17 protein-coding genes and 1 riboswitch are annotated in these 20,889 nt (G+C 28.8%); of the genes, 5 read left to right on the forward strand and 12 right to left on the reverse strand.

Features of this window, described 5'->3' with window-relative positions; genetic code table 11:
* Together I6H46_RS02255 and I6H46_RS02260 are read right to left on the reverse strand one after the other, a co-directional pair.
* A complete protein-coding gene (locus I6H46_RS02255) occupies nt 1-597 on the reverse strand; it encodes an ECF transporter S component (RefSeq protein WP_004839492.1) in 597 nt (198 codons plus the stop codon).
* 277 nt (nt 598-874) lie between these two features.
* A riboswitch (FMN riboswitch) is annotated at nt 875-989 on the reverse strand.
* A 235-nt stretch (nt 990-1,224) separates the two neighbouring features.
* On the reverse strand, nt 1,225-1,890 hold the full coding sequence (locus I6H46_RS02260) for a winged helix-turn-helix domain-containing protein (RefSeq protein WP_004839493.1): 666 nt from the start codon (nt 1,888-1,890) through the stop codon (nt 1,225-1,227).
* Between the two features lie 388 nt (nt 1,891-2,278).
* On the opposite strand from I6H46_RS02260, the gene I6H46_RS02265 reads away from it, so the two are divergent.
* Entirely contained in the window at nt 2,279-3,271 is a 993-nt protein-coding gene (locus tag I6H46_RS02265) for a hypothetical protein (protein WP_019118751.1), read from the forward strand.
* 80 nt (nt 3,272-3,351) lie between these two features.
* On the opposite strand, the gene I6H46_RS02270 is transcribed toward I6H46_RS02265, so the two are convergent.
* From I6H46_RS02270 to pepF, 3 genes are all read right to left on the reverse strand, one after another.
* On the reverse strand, nt 3,352-4,029 hold the full coding sequence (locus tag I6H46_RS02270; protein ID WP_019118752.1) for a CPBP family intramembrane glutamic endopeptidase: 678 nt from the start codon (nt 4,027-4,029) through the stop codon (nt 3,352-3,354).
* 429 nt (nt 4,030-4,458) lie between these two features.
* Entirely contained in the window at nt 4,459-5,346 is an 888-nt protein-coding gene (locus tag I6H46_RS02275; RefSeq protein ID WP_200226080.1) for a hypothetical protein, read from the reverse strand.
* Nucleotides 5,347-5,685: 339 nt separating this feature from the next.
* Nucleotides 5,686-7,485 (reverse strand): oligoendopeptidase F, encoded by a 1,800-nt coding sequence (pepF, locus tag I6H46_RS02280; protein WP_200226082.1) that lies wholly within the window; start codon nt 7,483-7,485, stop codon nt 5,686-5,688.
* Between the two features lie 68 nt (nt 7,486-7,553).
* On the opposite strand from pepF, the gene I6H46_RS02285 reads away from it, so the two are divergent.
* The 4 genes from I6H46_RS02285 (at nt 7,554) to I6H46_RS02300 (ending at nt 14,005) form a co-directional block, all read left to right on the forward strand.
* Nucleotides 7,554-8,792, forward strand: coding sequence for an aminopeptidase (locus tag I6H46_RS02285; RefSeq protein WP_234287397.1), 1,239 nt, complete (start codon nt 7,554-7,556; stop codon nt 8,790-8,792).
* 1,059 nt (nt 8,793-9,851) lie between these two features.
* On the forward strand, nt 9,852-10,511 hold the full coding sequence (locus I6H46_RS02290; protein ID WP_019118757.1) for a YitT family protein: 660 nt from the start codon (nt 9,852-9,854) through the stop codon (nt 10,509-10,511).
* A 387-nt stretch (nt 10,512-10,898) separates the two neighbouring features.
* Nucleotides 10,899-12,860, forward strand: a complete 1,962-nt coding sequence (locus I6H46_RS02295; protein WP_019118758.1) for a sodium-translocating pyrophosphatase — start codon at nt 10,899-10,901, stop codon at nt 12,858-12,860.
* A gap of 428 nt (nt 12,861-13,288) precedes the next feature.
* Nucleotides 13,289-14,005 (forward strand): TraX family protein, encoded by a 717-nt coding sequence (locus I6H46_RS02300; protein WP_019118759.1) that lies wholly within the window; start codon nt 13,289-13,291, stop codon nt 14,003-14,005.
* Nucleotides 14,006-14,517: 512 nt separating this feature from the next.
* On the opposite strand, the gene I6H46_RS02305 is transcribed toward I6H46_RS02300, so the two are convergent.
* From I6H46_RS02305 to I6H46_RS10410, 7 genes are all read right to left on the reverse strand, one after another.
* On the reverse strand, nt 14,518-16,038 hold the full coding sequence (locus I6H46_RS02305; RefSeq protein ID WP_019118760.1) for an RNA-binding domain-containing protein: 1,521 nt from the start codon (nt 16,036-16,038) through the stop codon (nt 14,518-14,520).
* 197 nt (nt 16,039-16,235) lie between these two features.
* Complete coding sequence (locus I6H46_RS02310; protein WP_019118761.1) at nt 16,236-17,177, reverse strand: hypothetical protein; 942 nt, start codon at nt 17,175-17,177, stop codon at nt 16,236-16,238.
* 147 nt (nt 17,178-17,324) lie between these two features.
* Nucleotides 17,325-18,569 carry an MSCRAMM family protein gene (locus tag I6H46_RS02315; protein WP_200226087.1) on the reverse strand — a complete coding sequence of 415 codons (1,245 nt, stop codon included), beginning with the start codon at nt 18,567-18,569 and terminating at the stop codon, nt 17,325-17,327.
* 24 nt (nt 18,570-18,593) lie between these two features.
* The gene (locus tag I6H46_RS10405) at nt 18,594-19,130 is read right to left on the reverse strand and encodes a SpaA isopeptide-forming pilin-related protein (protein ID WP_200226271.1); all 537 of its coding nucleotides are present in this window, start codon (nt 19,128-19,130) and stop codon (nt 18,594-18,596) included.
* A 35-nt stretch (nt 19,131-19,165) separates the two neighbouring features.
* Nucleotides 19,166-19,516, reverse strand: coding sequence for a hypothetical protein (locus tag I6H46_RS02325; protein ID WP_200226273.1), 351 nt, complete (start codon nt 19,514-19,516; stop codon nt 19,166-19,168).
* Nucleotides 19,471-19,890: a hypothetical protein gene (locus I6H46_RS02330; RefSeq protein ID WP_200226089.1), complete on the reverse strand. Its 420-nt coding sequence runs from the start codon at nt 19,888-19,890 to the stop codon at nt 19,471-19,473. The genes I6H46_RS02325 and I6H46_RS02330 overlap by 46 nt, the downstream gene beginning before the upstream one ends.
* Before the next feature lie 14 nt (nt 19,891-19,904).
* A complete protein-coding gene (locus I6H46_RS10410) occupies nt 19,905-20,696 on the reverse strand; it encodes a pilin N-terminal domain-containing protein (protein ID WP_200226091.1) in 792 nt (263 codons plus the stop codon).
* Between the last annotated feature and the right edge of the window lie 193 nt (nt 20,697-20,889).

Here is a 20,889-nt window from a genome sequence, read left to right on the forward strand (position 1 = left end):
TTATTTTCTATCGTGCAAAATTCCTGAAACGTGTTTGTATAATAATTTTGTTACCAAAATTTCTATTGAACCTTTTATCAAATTAAATGGAACAATAGCGAAAAGCATCATAGTAAAATAAGAATTTACTAAAGTATTTGTTTTGTGTGCCATAGCTACAAAGGCGCTCATTTCTACTCCCATTGCTTTTCCGTAAAGTGGAAAAATTACAAAAGCATTTGATAAGGTTGCTGCAAGTGTCATAATTAACATTCCACAAATCATAGCTATAGTTGCATTTTTTTTGGTTTTTTTCCTTTTATATATACTTGCTGATACAAATACAAAAAGTCCTCCGACTATAAAATTTGAAATTTCTCCAACGCCGCCTGTGCTTGTCTTGCTCAAATTCAAAATATTTTTGATAAGTTGAATTAAGACTCCATACAAAGGCCCCATCGAAAATCCACCAATAAGAGCTGGCACATCTGCAAGGTCAACTTTCATAAAAGGTGGTGCAACTGGAATTGGAAATTGAATAAACATAAGTATAAAACTCATAGCTGAAAGTATTCCAACTTTTACTAAATTTCTTAATTTTTTTTGATCATGACTCATAAAATCCTCCTAAAATTCGGCATAAAAAAATGCCCTTTCAGGGCTCAGACTGTTGACAAAGTTTACAAATCCTCATGCTAAGAATATCATACGGAAAAAATTGATTTGATTTCAAATTTTAAAATTCGTTAAAAATCGCACTGATTGAGCGTTAGCGAGTTTGCGATTTTAGAATTTTGAAATTTAGAAATCAACAATTTTTGAAGTCAGATATTCGTGCTTGAGGGTTTGTATACGATCCGTGCCCTTTCAGGGCTAAATAATTTCTCATAAAAAAGAATATCTTCTCTCATCCAGACTATAACTGTCGGTATGGGAATTTCGCCCATTCAGTAAAAAACTCGCAGACTTTAACTGCCGGTTAGGAATCAAACCTCACCCTGAAGATATTTATATAATATCACAAAATAATTTGTGGCACAAGATAATCAATATCAATTTTATTTTTTTATTTGAATTTGAAAATCTCTAAATTTTTTCAAAAAAAATAACCCATCTAACAAAGTATAAAAATTTCAAAATTTAAATTTTCTAATTTTAAAATTTTTATACCTCTCCCGCTAGTTAGATTTGGGTTATTTAAAATTATTCATATTCTATATTATAAAAATCATTGTACAAATCGGGCTAATTTCCTATTTCACAAGATTCTAAAATCCATTCGTATCCTTGTCCTCTTACTGTTTTAATTGGTTCAAGTTTTGCTTTTTTAAATTCTTTTCTGATTTTTCTAACATGCTCTCTAACTGATCTGTCTGTTGTTTCAATTCCCATTTTTGACATTTCTTTTACAATAATTTCTTTTGAAACTGGTCTGTTCATATTTTTTATTAGAATTGTACAAAGACTAATTTCAGATTTTGTAAGATCTAAAATTTCATTTCCTATCCTAAAAATCCCATTGTCCACTTCAATTGAACAAAAACCAAAAGAAATAATTTTGGAATTGTTAATTTCTTCGACCTTTTTCAAAGTATATTTTATAAATTCATCCCTTGAATAAGAATGAATTACAAAATCCTTGTCGTCAATTTTTGCCTCATAGGGACTTTTTTTGTACCTATCTGTAAGATAAATTACCGGAATATTTGTAGTTTGTTTTATGTACTGGATTAGCTCAATACACCTAGTATGAGTCATATCCACTAAAATTAAATCAAACTCCGACAAATCATCTTCAAGAATAATGTCTTCAAAATTCTCATATTTTTTTACAACAACTTCATTCTCATCAAATTTAGAGTTGAGCAAGTTAGAAATCCCATTTTTGTATTCCATCGATGCAATTTTCATAAGATCTCCTAACTTTTAAATATTATCACGTTAATTTGTAATAATTTCACTCATTACTATTATATAGAAAATTCTTGCAAATATCAATATAAATATTCACAATTATTATAGAATTATTTAAGCTTTGAAAATTATTTTAAAATCGCTCATTTCAAACAATTTAAAATTTTTCAAAATCCTTTTAAATTTTCCGAAGTTTATTTTACCTCATTTTTCTTTTAAATTCCAATATTTATTTTATATGATTATTTGATTGTTTTCCGTAAGAAATTCTTTCGATAAATTATAAGACTAAAAATCCAGAAAATTTTATTGAAATATGATATAATATTTTGTATAAATTATGTGGATATTTTCCCGTTATATTTTTATTATTAAGGAGGAAGTTATGACAAAAAAACAGGGAAAACTTGCTGTCTATATTGGACAAATTATTACTAATTCATTATTGGTTCTTTATTTGGGAATGATTTTGGCAAAGATGAAATCATTTTCAAACATTTACGAATCAATTGAAAACGGCACAGGTAATATTGAAGATTTTTTAAGCCAAATGGAATTTGCTATTTTTGAATATCTTGGAAAATTCAAAAATATAATTCAATACATAGGATTTATCAAATTTTTATTTTTTGTAAATCTAGTTTTGTTGATTGCTGGAATTTTTATTTTTAAAGAACAAATTAAAAAATATATTTTCTCAGCCGCTGGAACATTGGTTTTATTAATATCTTTTATTACAATTTCGCCATTGATGGAATTTGTTAAAGTAGTTAAAGCAAATATTATGGCAATTAATTTTTCAAATCCAGACTTGGGGGCAATTGAAGGAAGTTTTGCAAATATTAGTCAAGCTTTACAAAATTTAGCCAATGATTTTGGCCCACAAAAAGCAAAATTCGCAAAATTTTTGGTAATTTTGGCAATAATTTTATTTGTTATTTCAATAGTAGTTTTTGCCCTAGCAATTAAAAATAAAGAATATGATAATCTTTCAGATTTAAATACAGACGCAAAAAATACAACTGAAAATTCTTTAGAAAATGACGAACAAAGCCAAACAAAAACAAGCGAAGAATTAAAAGAAGAAGTTAAATACGAAAAAACAAATGAAAATATAAAAGAAGAAGAAAACGAAAATAAAAAAGAAAAAATTTCTGAAAAACCCGATTTAGCCGAAGATACAAAAGATAAAGAAAATAAAAAAGAAGTAAAAAATAAATCCACAAAAGATAAGAAAAATCAAGACAAAGACAAAATTACAAAAGCAAAAATTGATGACATAATAATCAAACGTGGTGCTTACGACTTTTCTTCTGGTTTCAAAAAAAATAATATCGAAGAAAAAAAACAAGAAAATCCACAAGAAAATAATAAATAAAAATTTACGAAAAAAGGACTGTTGCAGAATTAAAAAACATTTAATCTTGCAACAGTCCATTTTTATTTAATATTTTAAAATTAAATAGCGTAATATAAAATCACACTTGACAATAAATTCCAACAAATATGAACAAAAGCCGATAACTTCAAATTATTTGTCAAAAATCTTACCATAACCAAGACAAAGCCTATTGAAAAATATACCAAAAAACTATAAATATCAGTTGGAAGATGGGCAAGAGAAAAACAAACATTCGCCAAAATAAGGGCGAAAAAATCCTTAAAATCCTGATCACGTCTTTTGAAAATATTTCTAAAAACACCAGGAAGATACTCCCTAAAAGTATATTCTTCAACAAGAGGTCCCAAAAAAACTATATGAGCAAGAAGAGCCGGAGAAAAATTTCTCCTAAGCATAAACTCAATCGCCTCTTGATTTTGAGGATTTGAAATATTTTCCCCAAAAGCTAATTCAATCAAAAAAGACAAAGTATAAATTGCCACAAGAGAAATTAAAATCACTTTTAAATTTGCAAAAAATCCCCCAGACAATTCAAATTTCCTATAAAAAATAAGAAAAAATAAAAAAGCCGCAAGAATATAAGCCCCAGTCATAATATAAAGCAAAGACTTGTCCACGCCCCTAATCAAAATACTATAACTTGCAGGCAAAGCTCCAAACAAAGTCAATAATAACAAAAAAATAAATTTAATTATCCCATAATTTCCAGTAAATCTTTTAGATAAATATTTCATAAAATTCCTTTCTTTTTCCATATATGAATATTTTTACCCAAAATAATAGGAATTTAAAATTTACAATAAGGAAGAAATAAAAACCCATCAAGTGAGAAATATTTCTCTATGCGTACCAATCCAAAGAGATCCCTCCACTTCGGTCGGGATGGGTGATGGCATCTTTATTTTAATTGCTAAAGTTTTATTTTTGATTTTTCTTAATATAGGTCTAGTTTTATTTTATTATTATTTTTACTTAATTACATCAATATCAATAATAACTCTAGACAAAGTAAAACCCATCTCGATCTTGTCGAGAGATCTCTTATTTATTTTTTGATTATAAATTTCTATTTCCTTAAAGATTTTCTAAGAATTTAAATTAAGATAGATTAGTTACTTATTATTGTTTTACCAATTCTCTTAATTCATCAAATTGTTTACTGCTTATTTTTTCTTTTCATTATTTTTATCAAAATAAGATAAATTACCCTTACTTATCATTCCATTTTGAGAGTTGAAAATATAAAAATATTCTCTTTCAAATACTTTGATATATTCTTTTATAATTTCACTATCTATTTCTTCTTTGTTTATTTCATACAATGTATCCACTAATATATCTTTCCAATCAGGACTTGTTTTATTGCAATAAGATCTAAAAATAAATATTGGTTTTTCTGTATTATTATCTTTTTCTAAATCATTTAAATACTTACCAATTCTATACCAAATTATATAAGCAGAAAATTTTCCATAGTCAGTTCTACTTAATTTCTTAACTGCATTTGCATTTTTTGATCTAAAAGGACATAATTCAATATTTACAACTTTATTTGTGGTAACTCCTCTAGCTTTATCTTTACTTTCCCCATACAATTTATAATCATCTGGCAAATTATTATAATTCAAATAGGTAGATTCTTTTAATAATTTTTTAAAATAATGCCATATATAGTAAATATTTCTAGTTAAATCATCTTTTTTCTTTAGCTTTTTCCATGTTTTATCAAATTCATTTTCTTGGAGATAATATTTTATTTTCAATAATTCCTTGGTTAGTATAGAAGTTTTTTCATCGTATATGTATTCTTTAACCATTTCTTTATCTAAATTTCTATAATTATCTTTTATTTCTAAATCCATTTGTTCATAAAAATAATAATCTGATTCTCCATATTCCTTTGTCAATCCTTTTTCTACCTTTTTAGATAAAGCTTCATAATAAGACTTAATATTATCAAATTTTTCTTTATCATTTATTTGCATACCTGGATTTAGTAAACAAAGATATATTAAACCATTTTTATAATCTCCATGCACATGTGTTGGCATACCATAATTTACATTAGGCTTGTACTTTTCTCCTTCTGAAATAACACCAAATTTTTCTAACCAATAGAAACCCTCGTTTGAATTTTTAGAATTTAAAGACTCACAAAATTCCCCAACTATCTTATCAAAAATTTTACCGTCCTCTTTTAAATAAGGATTTTTTGCATCTAAATCTTCATTTTCTGCAAATTTTTTTAAAGCTTTATTTACATCGTCAATTGTAAGTTCTTTTTTGTCATAGCTCCTCCTGATAATAAATATTTCTTACTCTATTTCTACCCAAAAAATAAAAAAAGGAAGAATCATCTCCTTCCTTTAGTTTTTTTATTCTTAATTATTTTATTTATACAACCCAAGCTTCTCGCAAAGCTCATCTATTTGGTCAATTATTTCTCCGATAAATTCTATGGTTTCTTCTAAGGCTTTTGTATTTGTCATATCTACTCCAGCTTTTTTTGCAAGATCCATTGGGCTTAGGGTTGAGCCTAGGTTTAAAACTTCTCTCCAATTTTTGATTTCTTCTTTATTTCCGTTTATTATTTTGTCGGAAACTTTTGTTCCTATTGTAAGGCCTGCTGAATAGGTGTATGGATAAAGTCCCATGTAATAATGTGGTTGGCGCATCCATGTCAAATCGGATCCTTCTACAAGTTTTACATCTTCTCCCCAAAATTCTTTTAATTTTTTATTAAAAATTTCTTTGAAATCTTCTGCTGTTAGGCTTTCTCCCTTATCTATTCTTTCATAAACTTCTCTTTGGAAAACTGCCTCTAGAAAATGGGTTACGAAATTATGGTAGTAAGTTTTTGAAATCATTGTATCCAAAACCCACAATTTTTCCCTATCATCCTTGGCATTTTTTAGTAAATATCTTTCCATGGTGATTTCGTTTGCTGTTGATGGACTTTCTACAAAATACATGGAAACATCTGTGTTTATTGCATCTTGATTTTTGTTTGTATTTTCAAAATGTCCAGCGTGTCCCAATTCGTGAGCAAGGGTCATAACTTGGCTCATATCCTTGTTGTAAGTTGTCATTATATAGGAATGAGATCCGTAAGGTGTATCGCAAAATGCTCCGGTTCTTTTTCCCTCGTTTTGTGCATAATCAATCCATCTTTCGCTGAAGGCTTTTTTGAGCATTTCTACATAATCATCTCCCAAAACTTTTAGCCCATCGATTATATAATCTCTTGCCTCTTCAATTTCAATTTCTTTTGAAAAACCAGAATCAATTGAAAGTTTCAAATCCGCATAGGTCATCTCGTCAAGTTTGTAAACTTTTTTCAAAACATTTGCATATTTTCTCATGTGCTTTGGAAGTTTTTCCATAATTGTATTAATATGATTGTCATAAATTTCTCTTGGAATATCTTGATAATCCAAAAGCATATCGATTACTGAATCATATCCCCTTAAATTTGCAAGGATTTTTTCATTATTTATATGAGTATTATAAATTGCCCCATTTCCTGATTCGTAGCGACCAAGTGCCTTGTGATAATTTTTGAAAGCTTCCCTTCTTACTTTTGTATCTTTATCACTTTCATAATACTCTTCAAAAGTATTGTGATTTAAAGGAATTTCCTTTCCATCAATTTTAATATCATCAACTTTTATATCCCCATAACGTAAAGAAGCATATTCGCCGTAAGGTGCATCAAAAGTTGGAGATAATTTTGAAATAACTTCTTCAGCCGCCTCTCCCAAAATATGGTCATTTTTGTCCAAGGCTCTTTTTAGAAAATAATCATAATCTTTGTGATTTTCTCTCACTTCATTTATGATTTTTTCATCAATTTTTGTCAAAAGCCCATCAAAAAAAGTTAAATTTGCAGAGATTTCGCTCGCCTTTGCCCCAAAATTTGCATATCTTTTTTGTGGATATGGGTCATTGGCATCAACTTCTGTAGAAATTCCTGCAAAAGATCCCAACCTGTGCATGGCCCCATAAATTTCTGACAAATCTTTTAATCCCTTATATAATTTATCGGAAGAATCTATTTGACTGTATGTTTTTTTGAAATTCTCACTTTTTTTGACTGTTTTATCAAGTTCTTCATAAAATTTCTCATCATTTTCAAATAAATCTTCCAATTTCCATGTTTCTTTTATATCAACTTCATTTCTTTTTACCATAATATCCTCCATTTCTAAATTTTATTATACCATCACAATATAGTATAATGAAAAAAACGGAGGGAAATATGACAGTAAACAAAAATAAATTAGAAAATTATGCCAAACTTGCAGTTGAATTTGGTGTAAATGTACAAAAAAATGAAGACGTTTTGATAAATTCTTCCTTGGAAGATCCTACTCTTGCAAGACTTATTGCAAAATATGCCTACGAGAAAGGTGCTAGACTTGTAAGTATCAATTGGAAAGATGAAGAGCTTACAAAATTAAAATATACCTACGAGACCCAAGAAACTTTAAACGAAGTTCCTGATTATATTATAGAAAAAAATATCTACCAACTTGAAAAACATAGGTCAAATAGGATTTCAATAATTGGCGATGATCCAGACTTATTAAAAGATTTGGACCAAAAAAAGATAGCAGAAGCTGTTAGAGAAAATTCTCTAAAATTAAAAGATTTTGTAAAATATACCATGAACGATATGGTTTCATGGCTTGTAATTGCCTATCCAACCAAAAAATGGGCAAAGAAAATTTTCCCAGACCTTGATGAAGAAAAGGCAGTAGACAAATTATGGGAAGTTATTTTTGATGTGAGCCGTGTTGATGAAAATTGGGAAAAAACCAAAAAAAATTGGAATGACCATATTTCTTTATTGAATGAAAAGGCAGAATTTTTAAATTCTCACCAATTTGACGAAGTTCATTACAGGTCAAAAAACGGAACAGATTTAAGAGTAAAATTGCCAAAAAACCACATTTGGATGTCAGCTTCATCAAAAAATGAAAAAGGCGATTTATTTTTGCCAAATATCCCAACAGAAGAAGTTTTCACTTCCCCACAATTTGACGGAGTCGACGGAAGGCTAGTTTCTGTAAAACCCCTTGTTTATAATGGGGTTATAATAAATAATTTCGAATTTACATTTGAAAAGGGAAAAGTTGTAGATTTTAAGGCAGAAGAAGGCTACGATACTCTAAAAGAAATGCTAGAATCAGACGAAAATGCAAAATATTTGGGAGAAATTGCCCTAGTTCCTTATGAATCTCCAATTTCAAAATCAAATATCCTATTTTTTAACACCCTATTTGACGAAAACGCATCATGCCACTTCGCCCTTGGAAAAGCCTATCCAACAACTATAAAAGGCGGAACAGAAGTTGAAGACAAAGATCTTCACAAAATCGGCCTAAATGATTCCCTAATCCACGAAGATTTTATGGTAGGAGCAAAAGATTTAAATATAAAAGCCTACAAAGACGGGGAAGAATTTGATGTATTTGTTGATGGAAATTGGGCGTAAAATATTTTATTTTAAAAATAATTAAATATAGAATAATAGATTAGTATTTAAATAGCTTAATTTTTTTGAGTATTAGGCAAAGTTAAAGTAAATTATATTCTAAAATTAATCCAGAGATCTAATTTTTAATGTAAGCATAAAATTATATAACGTAGATTTTTAAATATATATAATGAAAACATATTGAAAATAAAATAAAAAGATGTAAAATAATATTAAACATGGAGTCGAATATACCATGACCAATTAAAAAGACAGGAGTGACGCCTCCTGTCTTTTTATGTGCTAATTATCGTCTTTTAATATATCTATCTAGCCGCTTGCTGATATAATTTGCTATTATACCAGCTACGATAGATATAATCATAGAGTCGAATTTTTCCATAACCTCACCTCCCAACTGTTACCAGTTTGGGTACGACAACAAAATTATTATATCATTTTGAAAAATCGTAAACTATTAAATTGAAAATATTATAAAAACTTATATAATAATATTGAGCATGGTACCGAGTTATATCCATTACAAACAAAAAGACAGGAGTAGCCGCTCCTGTCTTTTTTGTGCTAATTATCGTTTTTTATATATCTGTCTAGCCACTTGATAATATAATGAGCTATTACATTACCTGCGACAGATATTAAAATGGTACCGAGCTTTTCCATAACCTCACCTCCCAACTGTTACCAGTTTGGGTACGATAACATCTTTATTATATCATTTTGTTTATTATTTTATTTTAAATTCTAAGCAAAAACCCTAAAACTTTACAATTTACAAAAACAAGGTATTATAATATACGAAGAACTGTTGTAAAACGGTGGTTGCCGATTTTTTGTCGGTAGTTTTTATCTGATTCGTGGAAGTCGAACCTTGCCAAATAAGTGCCTGATGTGGGATTTATTTGACCTTAAATTCTTCTATAAGCTCAGAGTTTTTACAAGAAAAAATAATCTAAACAAAAAAGCATCAACACCAGCCGAAGATTGCGCGATTAGTTATTACTAAGACAGCAGTCTTTTTTGTTTTGCTAATCGCCAGATTAGGAGTGAAAATTTATGCTCAGAAAATTTCTGAGAAGTTTAGAAGTTACGAAAAAAGAATTTTTGATTATTTCCCTTGGTTGTTTAGTTATGGCATTTGGAGTTATAAATGTCCATGAACAAGCACAAATAACCGAAGGAGGAGTTTTGGGACTTGGCTTATTTTTGAAAAAAGCCTTAAATATGAATCTTGCCTACACCACACCAATTTTGGATGGCTTATGCTATCTTTTAGGCTTTTCAATGCTTGGAAGAATATTTTTAAAAAAATCCATTGTGGCAACAATAATGTTTGCAGTATTTTATTGGATATTTGATTTTATTGGACCAATAATTCCAAGTCTTTACGATATGCCATTAATGGCAGCAATATTTGGTGGAATATTTATAGGATGTGGCTGCGGAATAGCAGTTACAGCCGGAGGATGTGCAGGAGGCGATGACGCCTTGGCAATGACAATTTCCAAAAAAACAAAATGGCCAATATCAAGAGCTTACCTATTTACAGATTACGTAGTTCTTGCCCTTTCTTTAATATACATCCCAATGAACCACCTAATATATTCATTTTTGACAACAATTATCTCATCATTTTTGATAGGACAATTCGAATTAAAAATGGAAATTCCAGCCTGGCAAGTATGCCAAGGAAATTTAAATCATGCAAAAGGTTAATTTAAAAAGGATATTTCAAAGTATCAAGTATTTTGAAATATCCTTTTTTTATATAAATTTATCTTTCGCAAGGACTTTTCTTATTATTTTCTTTAATATACGCACTTTTATCCTAGATTTTTTTAATTAATGAGATCTCTCCGCTTCCTCTGAACGATAAATAGAGATAAACAACCGAAGCAGGCGAATGTTTATCTTGTCGATAGATCTCTGGATTATTTTTATATAATACTTTACACTTTCCTTGATATTTTTTGATTTTTAAAATTTTTACAAAATTCTTAGACAATTTTTCATCTTTTTTCCAAGATTCTTTCAAAAATGATTGTTTATATCAATATTATGTTATATAATAATAAGAGTAAAATTTAATAATAGGAGGAATTTATGTTATCTGATTTACTACCTGTTATAGTGGCAGTTATCGCTATTTGTTTTATGGGACTTCAAATTAAAACAAATATACTTCCAGTTAGCGAAGGAAACGATAGAATGAGAACTATATCAGGAAATATTAAAGAAGGAGCTATGGCATTTATATCTCGTGAGTATAAATACGTTGTTATCTTTGTAATTATTGTTTCAATTCTTATAGCAATTTTTATTAACATTAATACCATGATTTGTTATATCCTTGGCTCTTTATTATCAATGGCAGCAGGTTATGTAGGTATGAGAATTTCTACAGCCTCAAATGCTAGATGTACAAACGAAGCTATGGAAAGTGGACTTCCATCTGCCCTCAAAGTTGCCTTTGCTGGTGGATCTGTTATGGGATTTGCAGTAACAGGATTTGGACTTTTGGGAGTTGGAATTGTTTATTTAATCTTTAGAGACCCAACAATCCTTATGGGATATTCTTTTGGAGCAAGTTCAGTTGCACTTTTCGCAAGAGTAGGTGGAGGAATCTACACAAAAGCTGCAGACGTTGGAGCTGACCTTGTAGGAAAAGTTGAAAAAGGAATTCCAGAAGACGATCCAAGAAACCCAGCAGTTATCGCCGATAACGTAGGAGATAATGTAGGAGACGTTGCAGGAATGGGAGCTGACCTTTTTGAATCTTATGCAGGAGCAATCCTTTCATCAATGGTTTTAGGTTTTTCAATCTTTGGAGATGCTGGAATTAGATTTCCACTTGTACTTTCATCAATAGGAATACTTGCATCAGTTCTTGCAGCATTCTTATTCCTAAGAAAGAAACAAAAATCCCCACAATCTGCCCTAATGATGACAATTTATCTATCAGGAGCAATTGTTCTTGTAGCATCATTTATCCTTTCACCAATATTTTTTGGAAATATGAAAGCAGCAATTTGTATAATTGTGGGAATACTTGTAGGAATTGCAATCGGATTTTTATCAGAAGTATTTACATCTGAAAAATATAGCCAAGTAAAAAGAATAGCAGAAGAAAGTCAAACAGGAGCAGCTACAAATATAATCGCAGGATTATCAAGTGGTATGCTTTCAACAGTAGGACCAATCATTCTTATAGCTATAGGAATTTTAGTTTCATTCCACACAATGCAAATGTACGGAATTGCCCTTGCAGCAGTAGGAATGTTATCAATCACAGCAACAACAGTAACAGTTGACGCTTACGGTCCAATCTCAGACAATGCCGGTGGAATCGCAGAAATGAGTGGACTAGATGAATCAGTTCGTGAAATCACAGACAGTCTTGATTCAGTAGGAAACACAACAGCAGCAATCGGTAAAGGATTTGCAATAGGATCAGCAGCTTTAACAGCACTTTCACTATTTGTAACCTACACCGACACATTAAACCTTGACAACCTATCACTACTAGATTCAAAAGTAGTAGCAGGAATGTTCGTAGGAGGAATGTTACCATTTTTATTCTCAGCTTTGACAATGAATTCAGTTGGAAAAGCTGCAACAGAAATGATTAACGAAGTAAGAAAACAATTTAGAGAAAAACCAGGTATCCTAGAAGGAACAGAAAATCCAGATTACGCATCATGCGTAGATATTTCAACAAGAGCATCCCTAAAAGAAATGGTAATACCAGGAGCATTAGCAATCGTAGTACCATTATTTATAGGAAAAGCATTTGGACCAGAAACCCTAGGAGGACTATTAGCAGGAGCCCTAGTAACAGGCGTATTAATGGCAATATTTATGTCAAACGCAGGTGGAGCTTGGGATAATGCAAAGAAATTTATAGAAACTGGAGCAGAAGGCGGCAAAAACTCACCAGCCCACCACGCTGCAGTAGTAGGTGATACAGTAGGAGATCCATTCAAAGATACATCCGGCCCATCACTTAATATCCTAGTAAAACTTATTACAGTAGTATCTGTAGTATGCGCAGGATTATTTATCTAATATAAAAATAAAAGCTGTTACAAAATATAAGGTATTTTGTAACAGCTTATTTTTTTCCATTTTTTTATTAAATCTAATGGGGATTTTATAATTACTTAATATTCTAAAAAACAAAACTAACTATTACCCATATCAATCGAATATAATGAATAAAGATAGCTCTTGAATTAAATTTATATTACAATTTATTCTTTCTTTTAAAATCTTTTTTATTAGCTTTAAGTGCAAATTAATCCCTTTTTTGAAATTTCAATTTAAGACTTTGATAATTAATATTTATATTTTCCATTACAAATCACAAGTTTATATATTTGAATCTTCAACATAAGCAATAAAAAATATTATATTTATTTTCAAGAAAAAATATAGTATAATATAAAAAACTTAATTATAAAAATATACAATTTAAAAATAGAAAGGAATAGAAAATGGAAAAATTTAAACAAATACAGAAAAAATTTCAATTAAATGGTGCCCAGATGAAATATATTGCTTTTATTTCAATGTTTATCGACCATTTTAACAAAGCAATCATTACACCAAAACTAAATTACCAACAACCACTAGTTACAATATCAATGATTTTTGATATACTGGGCAGGATTGCCTTTCCGATTTTTGCCTTTATGATTGTAGAAGGCTTTTACAAAACAAAATCAAGATTCAAATATCTAAGAAATCTATTGATTTTCGCCGTAATTTCAGAGATACCTTACGATATGTTCCAATCAAAAGTTTTTATAAACAACAGATCACAAAATATAATGTGGGCACTCGCCCTTGGACTATTGACCTTGATGGTGGTTGATAAATTAAAAGAAAAAATCAAAAACAAATACCTTTGGCTTTTTCTTTCAATACTAATAGTTGCAATAAGCGCAATCTCCGCAACTCTCCTATCATTTGACTACGATTATTATTCCATAATAATAATTTTTATCCTATATCTTTTTTTCGACAAAAGACTTGTTGGAACTTTATTGGCATACCTTGTAATAATAAAAGAAGTTTATGCAATTTTGGGCTTTGCAACCATTAACTTTTACAACGGAGAAAAAGGAAAGCAAAATAAATGGTTCAATTATTTGTTCTATCCGGTGCATTTATTGATACTTGGAATTTGTAGGTTTTTGTTTGGCTTGTAGATATTTTATAAATATAAATTTATCCTTAATAAATCTAGGGTAAATTTATATTTAAATATTTTATTTTCGCTAAAAAATAAAATAACAATTATTTTCTCTAATTATCTATCTTAGTTCATAAATAAATACATAAGTTTTTTCTAACTTGACTTATAAATACCATCACATCTATATTCACAATAATCTTCTTTTAAAATAATTAGAATCAAATACAATTTATGATATTGTTGAATTTTACAAATTTATTGGCACTTTTAAGTAAATATATACTCCATTATTACTTCACATCTATCTTCACACAGATTTCATTTTAATTCACATCTAGATACAGTTATTTTTGATAAAACATTGAAATATTAATGTTCTATTAATTTATTGAGCAAACAATCATAATTATATGTCTTCACATCTGTCTTCACATTTGTATTAACATTAATCATTTTTAAAAACATAAAGCTAATTTAATTATATAATTTTACTATAAATTTATTAATCCAATAAAAGTTATATCATTACATATGATTTTTTAATACATCGATCATAGAATACATGACATCAATAACACTATATTTAGCAAAATCCTTATTAATATTTATCATGTACACATATTTATTTCCTATTTTGGATTGATATAATATCCCTTTATCTTTGAGTCCATTTAAATATTTATAAGATGTATTTCTATGAATATTTAAATTATTTACAATTTCATTAACTGTAGCTGTTTTGTGTGCTAAAATGAATTCAAGTATATTCCTTTCTATTTCATTTTTTATATCAAAGCTATCAATAATGGAAGTATCCCAAAGAGTAAATTCAAACTTATCAATTTCAGTAATTAAAGATGGATATCTATATTTATTATATTCTACAGCTTCCATTATTTTAGGCACCCCAGATCCAGCCTTTTCACATAAATTTACCAATCTAAATATTTCCTGTATATAATAATTTCTAGGTTTAGAATGCTCCCCTTTGAAAAAATCAAGTTTACTTATTCTAAGAGAGCCACCATTCTTAAATGTTATATTATCAGAATATCTAGTTATAACTATCCCTAAATCAACTTGATAATCACAATGTATTATAGAGTTTACTAAAGCCTCTCTAATTGCAATTTTAAATTTAGAAGATGATTTTCTAGTTATAGAATCAGACAATATCTCTGAAGATTCGTTTACAGTAAGATACAATTTGTCTGCAGTTTTATTAAAAAAATTATATAAATTATCCTCTCCCCATGTTCCATCATATATCAATCTGTCAATAAAACCGTAATTCTTGTTATTGCCTTTTTTACTAATATATTCAACATTATAGTGAGGTAAATATTCTTTAATAGAAGTATGTTTTCCAAAAACTAATAGACCTGCTACTGTAGGTTCAATATCACTATTCTGTCTTGATTGTCTTAAAGCATTAATTTTAATGAGAAATTCGATATTACTTAGTTTATTAAAAGGATGTTCAGGTTTTCCTTTCTCAAACTTATACCTATATTCATTAATAGTATCAATATCAAAATCATTTATAGAATAACCTTTTATAATTTTGCTATCAAAAGATATTTCGAGAGAATCTCTTATCATCATCTCTATAGTCTTTCTATCACATAAATAATCATCTCTTCCAATTCTTCTATAAGTATATCTATCATTATCTTTTAAAAAGATTGGCATTTCAGAATAACTCATCTTAGGTATAGGAACTATCAATAAATCTATATCCTTATTTTTATATTTTATTTCTTTTACATCATTAAAATCAATGGGATTATAATTTATAGCTTTTGGTTGCAGTAATAAGTCATACATTCTACTTTTTACTTTATCTATATTTTTAACACCAACTGCTTCGAATTTGCCGTCTGCAATTTCTTTAACGCCTAAAATTAAATATCCACCATCAGTATTAGCAAAGGCACTTATAGTTTCCAATGCATCTTTAGGAAAATCATTTTTTGCTTCTTTAAATTCTATATGTTCATCTTCGCCATTTTTAATTGCCTTATCTAAAAATTTATCAAAATTCATTATTAAATTCTCCTGACTCAAAAACTATGTTTTACTAAATAAAAGACCTAATTAAATTTATTTCAAATACAATCCAATACTGGTTTTGGATATGATATTATAAAGTATCGAATTAATTATTATATTAATTTTTTATTTATCTTTGACCATTATCTAGCTTATATTAAATATACTATAGATTAAAATTTTATTCTATATTAATTAAGAAACAGTAACTTAAAAGGAAAATCTAAAAAACTATCAGAATTCATTAGTTTTTTTAATATATTTTTAAATTTATCTTTATAACGGAATACAAAAAGACAATAAATAATTAAGATTATAAAAATTCTATCAACACCGAGGAAAAATATTTTTACAAAATTTGGAAACTTATTTATATCATCTATAGCTAAAAACCTATATAAATCAAGAGTAATTTTAGAGTTTTGTGTTAGTATGATTAATATATAAATAAATAAATTAAGAAAAGCTAGTATTATTCTCATAAATGCAAATTTATCCTTTAGTTCTTGCTTTCTTATTGAATTTATAATTAATGTTTCTTTAAATATGTATTTATAAATTGAACTACAGTTATCATAATTAATACATAATGAAATAAAGGCGAATAACAAGGATATTATTTGCCAATTATTAATACTTATTATTCCAGCTAAATAAATCCATGAACCATATATTATTAATTCTTTGTAAGATATGCATAAAATATACTTTCTTATAAAATCAAATAACTTAAAGAAAAATAATATAAAAATCATTGAATTAATGTATGATAAAATTACACAAATCTTATATATAAGCCCATAACTTTCATATTTATAAATTATATTGATCAAAATTTTTATATATAAAAATATAAAAAGTAAAAGAACAGTATTAGAATAATCCATAATTTCTTCATAAATTAATTTATTTTTCTTAAAAATTTTAGAACTTTTAATTTTTTTATCCATATATTTTTTAAAAGCTAATACAATTATTAATATAATAATTAATAATATAGCATATATCTTGTCAGTATTTTGTAAATTATTAAAAAATATATACAAAATGAAATTAATACACAACAAGAAAATCCATAAAATCGTATTAGCTATAATATAATTTTTACAGTAATTTTTTTTATTTGAATTCATGATATCCTCCTTTGCCTCATTTCCTATATAATAAATACAAATTATTAATAAAATATGTAGAAGAAAAATAATTTTTAACTATTTTTAATTATTCCCAACAAAAAACTACCCCGCCAAGCAAGGTAGTTTGTTTTTTCTTATTATATTTTATTCTTTAGCCCTTACAAATTTTACACCAACTCCTATCATTAGTAGGCCTAGTAGTAGGATTAAGTAGATTGTTGCGTCGCCGGTTTTTGCCATGGCGTCTACTCTTTTGCTTAGTCTGTTGTTTCCTCCTTTTGGGCCTGGGGTTGTTGGTTTGTAGTTTTTAACTTTGATTGTTTTGTTTGATGAAGTTTCTCCAATTGTAAAATCTACTGCGTCTAATTCTGGAACGTAGCCTTGTGGGGCTTTTGTTTCAATTAGTCTGTAGTCGCCGTAAGGGAGATTTTTTGTTTTAAATTCTCCGTTTTCGCCACTTGTTAGGGTGTAGACTTTTCCGTTTTCTTCCAAGTCTTTGTAGCCATCTTTGGTTTTTTCTTGAACTTTAAAGATTGCCCCTTTAAGTGGATCGTTGTTAGTTCCGTCGATTTTTTGGAATGAGAAATAATTTTCTGGTTTGTCTTTTTCATTTAAAAGCTCAATACTTCCTGATCTTTTAAATTCACTTTCTCCGACGTTTTTTTCATAACCTTTTAGAGGTTTTGTTTCTTTGAACTTTACCTCTTCTTCTAAGCCAAATAATTTAATTTGACCTTTTTGGTCTGTGAAAATTTCTGTTATCTTCCCATTTGGGGAGTAGGTCAATTGTTCGTTGCCCTTGTCATCCTTAATTTTGTTAAATTTAAGAATCTCTCCCTTTTTATTTACCACAACAAATCCAACTCCTGCAAGAACTTTTTTCTCTGGGTCATCCCCATCCCTTTTTGTAAGTGTTAGGGTATCAGGAGCTTTTTTTGGATAAATTGTTAGAGGATTTTCAGTATTTTCGTCAATGATTGCTAGGAAAGGAATATATGGTCTTGATGGATCATCTGACCTGTATCTTAAAAGATATACTCCCTTTTCCAAGCCTTCAATTAAAGCAAAATACATCCCATTTTTTTCTTTAGATTTGTTAGAAGTTTTCATTTCTCCCAAATCTTTTGAAATTTCCTCATCATACTTGTCCTTATAAGAATTTATAAGGTCAAGTTGTTTTTCTGGTTTTTCGATATTTTCGATTTTACCATCAGGTACTTTCCAATAATCAACATAATCAACTACGATTTGTTTGGAATTTTCATCAGTATAATTTGTATTAATTCTTAGGCTATTTCCGCTTTCAGCATAAGCCAAAAGAGGAGCAACTAGCTGTAATATTACCATAAGAAATATGGAAGATATTAAATTTTTATTGAACTTTTTCATAGTAACTCCTCTATTTAGTTAATATTATGCTTGTTCTTTGTTAGCTTTCATTTTGTAAGCTGCAAGTCCCATAATCATAAGACCAGCTACTACAAAGATGATTGAACCGATTCCACCTGTTTGTGGGATTGATACTAATTTATTTTTGATTTGTTTACCAAATACTTGAGTACCTTCTTGTTTGTAGTCTAGTTCTCCTTTTGCTTGTTTGCTATCGTATGAACCTTTTTCTACTTTAAAGTCAACTGTTCCGTTAAGTTTAGCGAATCCTTTTGGAGCTTGTTTTTCTTCAAGTTTATAATCGCCATATTCAAGACCAGTAATTTCTAGTCTACCTTCAGAATCAGATACTAATACAACTGCATCAGTTGGAGCTGTAGTAGCTTCTTTCCATTCATAAGCTTGTGCTGCTTTTACAAATGCTTCATTGTATTCTTTTTGAGCTTTATCTATAGCTGCTTTTTTCTCTTTTCCAGCTTCGCCTTTTTGTTGTTCAGCTGAAAGCTCATTATAAGCTTTTACCGCATTATCTAGTGCTGTTTTCTTTTCAGATACATCAATAGATTCAGCATCAGCTTTTGTTGATGATTTAGCTACTAGATATTTTTACCAGTAGAATCTTTAACGTAGAATTCAGCACCTGCAAGTCTGTTTGGTGTGTCTTCGCTATCAGTTTTTACAAATCTTCTACCACCATTAACAACCTTTGGAGTAGTTGGTTTTAATGTTTTTGGATTATCGTTGTCAATTTTATCTACTATTACAACTTTGCCATCTTCAGTAGTTTTTTGATATTGTGGTTCATAACCTGACACAGATTCTACTACTCTATATGTTTTAGCATTATCTAGACCAGTAAATTCATGTTCAAAGTTTTCTTTATAATTTGATTCGTATTCTGCTACGTCTTTCCAGCTTCCGTCATTTGTTTTTCTTGAAGTGTAAATACTGCTTTAACGTGTCTATCAGCTTCTGTTATTTCCGGACCATCTGCTGCCCATGTTTTAGAAACTTTTATTTTTTGATCAGCAGGTTTTGTTTCTGGTGGTTCATTTTCATCACCTGGTTTGTTGCTGTAATCAAATGTTACATTGTTTTCTTTTACTTGATCTGGTTTAACTGTTCCATCAAGATGTGCAGAATATGTTAATGTTAATTCAACTTCACCTTTTTCTGCAGCTTCTTCAACTTTTTTAAGACCTGAATCTTGCATTACAAGTCTAAATCCTCTGTTTGTTTCGTATACTTTATAATCTGTTCCTTTTTCTAAATTAAGACCAGAAATTGTTAAGTCTTTATTATAAACAAGACCTTTTTCCATTTGGTCATCCCAAACTAATTTTTATATTTAGCTTTTGCTGGGATTTTTGTTTTAACTTCGAATGGAATCTTCTTTCCAAGTTCTGAAGTTACTGTAGCTTTAGTTTTATCAGAGTTTTCATATTTTGCTCCAACTTCTGCACCTGCACCTTCATCTGCAGCTTTATATCCTTCTGCTACTTTTGATTTTCCTTGTTCATATTTGAAGTTCTTGTCAATTAATGGTTTATCTTCAGTATTCTTTGGATAAACGTGAGCATTTTTTACAACTCCATTATCATTAACTAATGGAAGTGCAATTTCTATAGGAACTGCTTTAGCATCTGCTAAAATTGATTGCCCATCAGCATTCTTATAAGAAGATTTAGATTGATCTTCATAAATTTTATAAGTTCCTTTTTTTAGATTTGATGTATTTAATACTAAACCATCTTTTGTTGTTTTACCTTTTAGAGCTTCTTCTTCTTTGTCAGTTTCTGTACCGTCTTCTTTGATGAATTTAGTACCATCTGCATTTTTAACTACGAAATATGCTCCTTCTATTTCAGTAGCTGTACCTTTTGTATTTTCTTTGGCAACAAAGAAATCTTTTACATTTGCTATTTTGTTACCATCATATTTGGTACCATCTTTACCTGTTGTTCCTACATCAAATGCGTTAAATGATGTTTTGTCCATTAAGATTTTATGAACTGTTACGGTTTCTGTTTTTTCATCATCAGCCGCACTAGCATTTACAAAAGGTGCTGCAACTATTCCGAACACCATTGCGAATGCTGTTAAAAATGACAAAATTTTGTGTTTCATAATTTTCTCCTTTTTATTTTTTTGTCAATTTGCCTTGATATGTTTTGGCTTTCGCCTTATCAATTATGTATAATCTGTATTTCAAGATTTATACTAGAAACATTCCTACATTTATAATAACCCAAGCTTGCAAGAAAATTTTATTTTTCTTGCAAGTTATTATTAGGTTTATTACCGAAAATTTTTAGACATC

It is taken from the genome of Anaerococcus obesiensis, assembly GCF_016599815.1.
Lineage (GTDB): Bacteria > Bacillota > Clostridia > Tissierellales > Peptoniphilaceae > Anaerococcus > Anaerococcus vaginalis.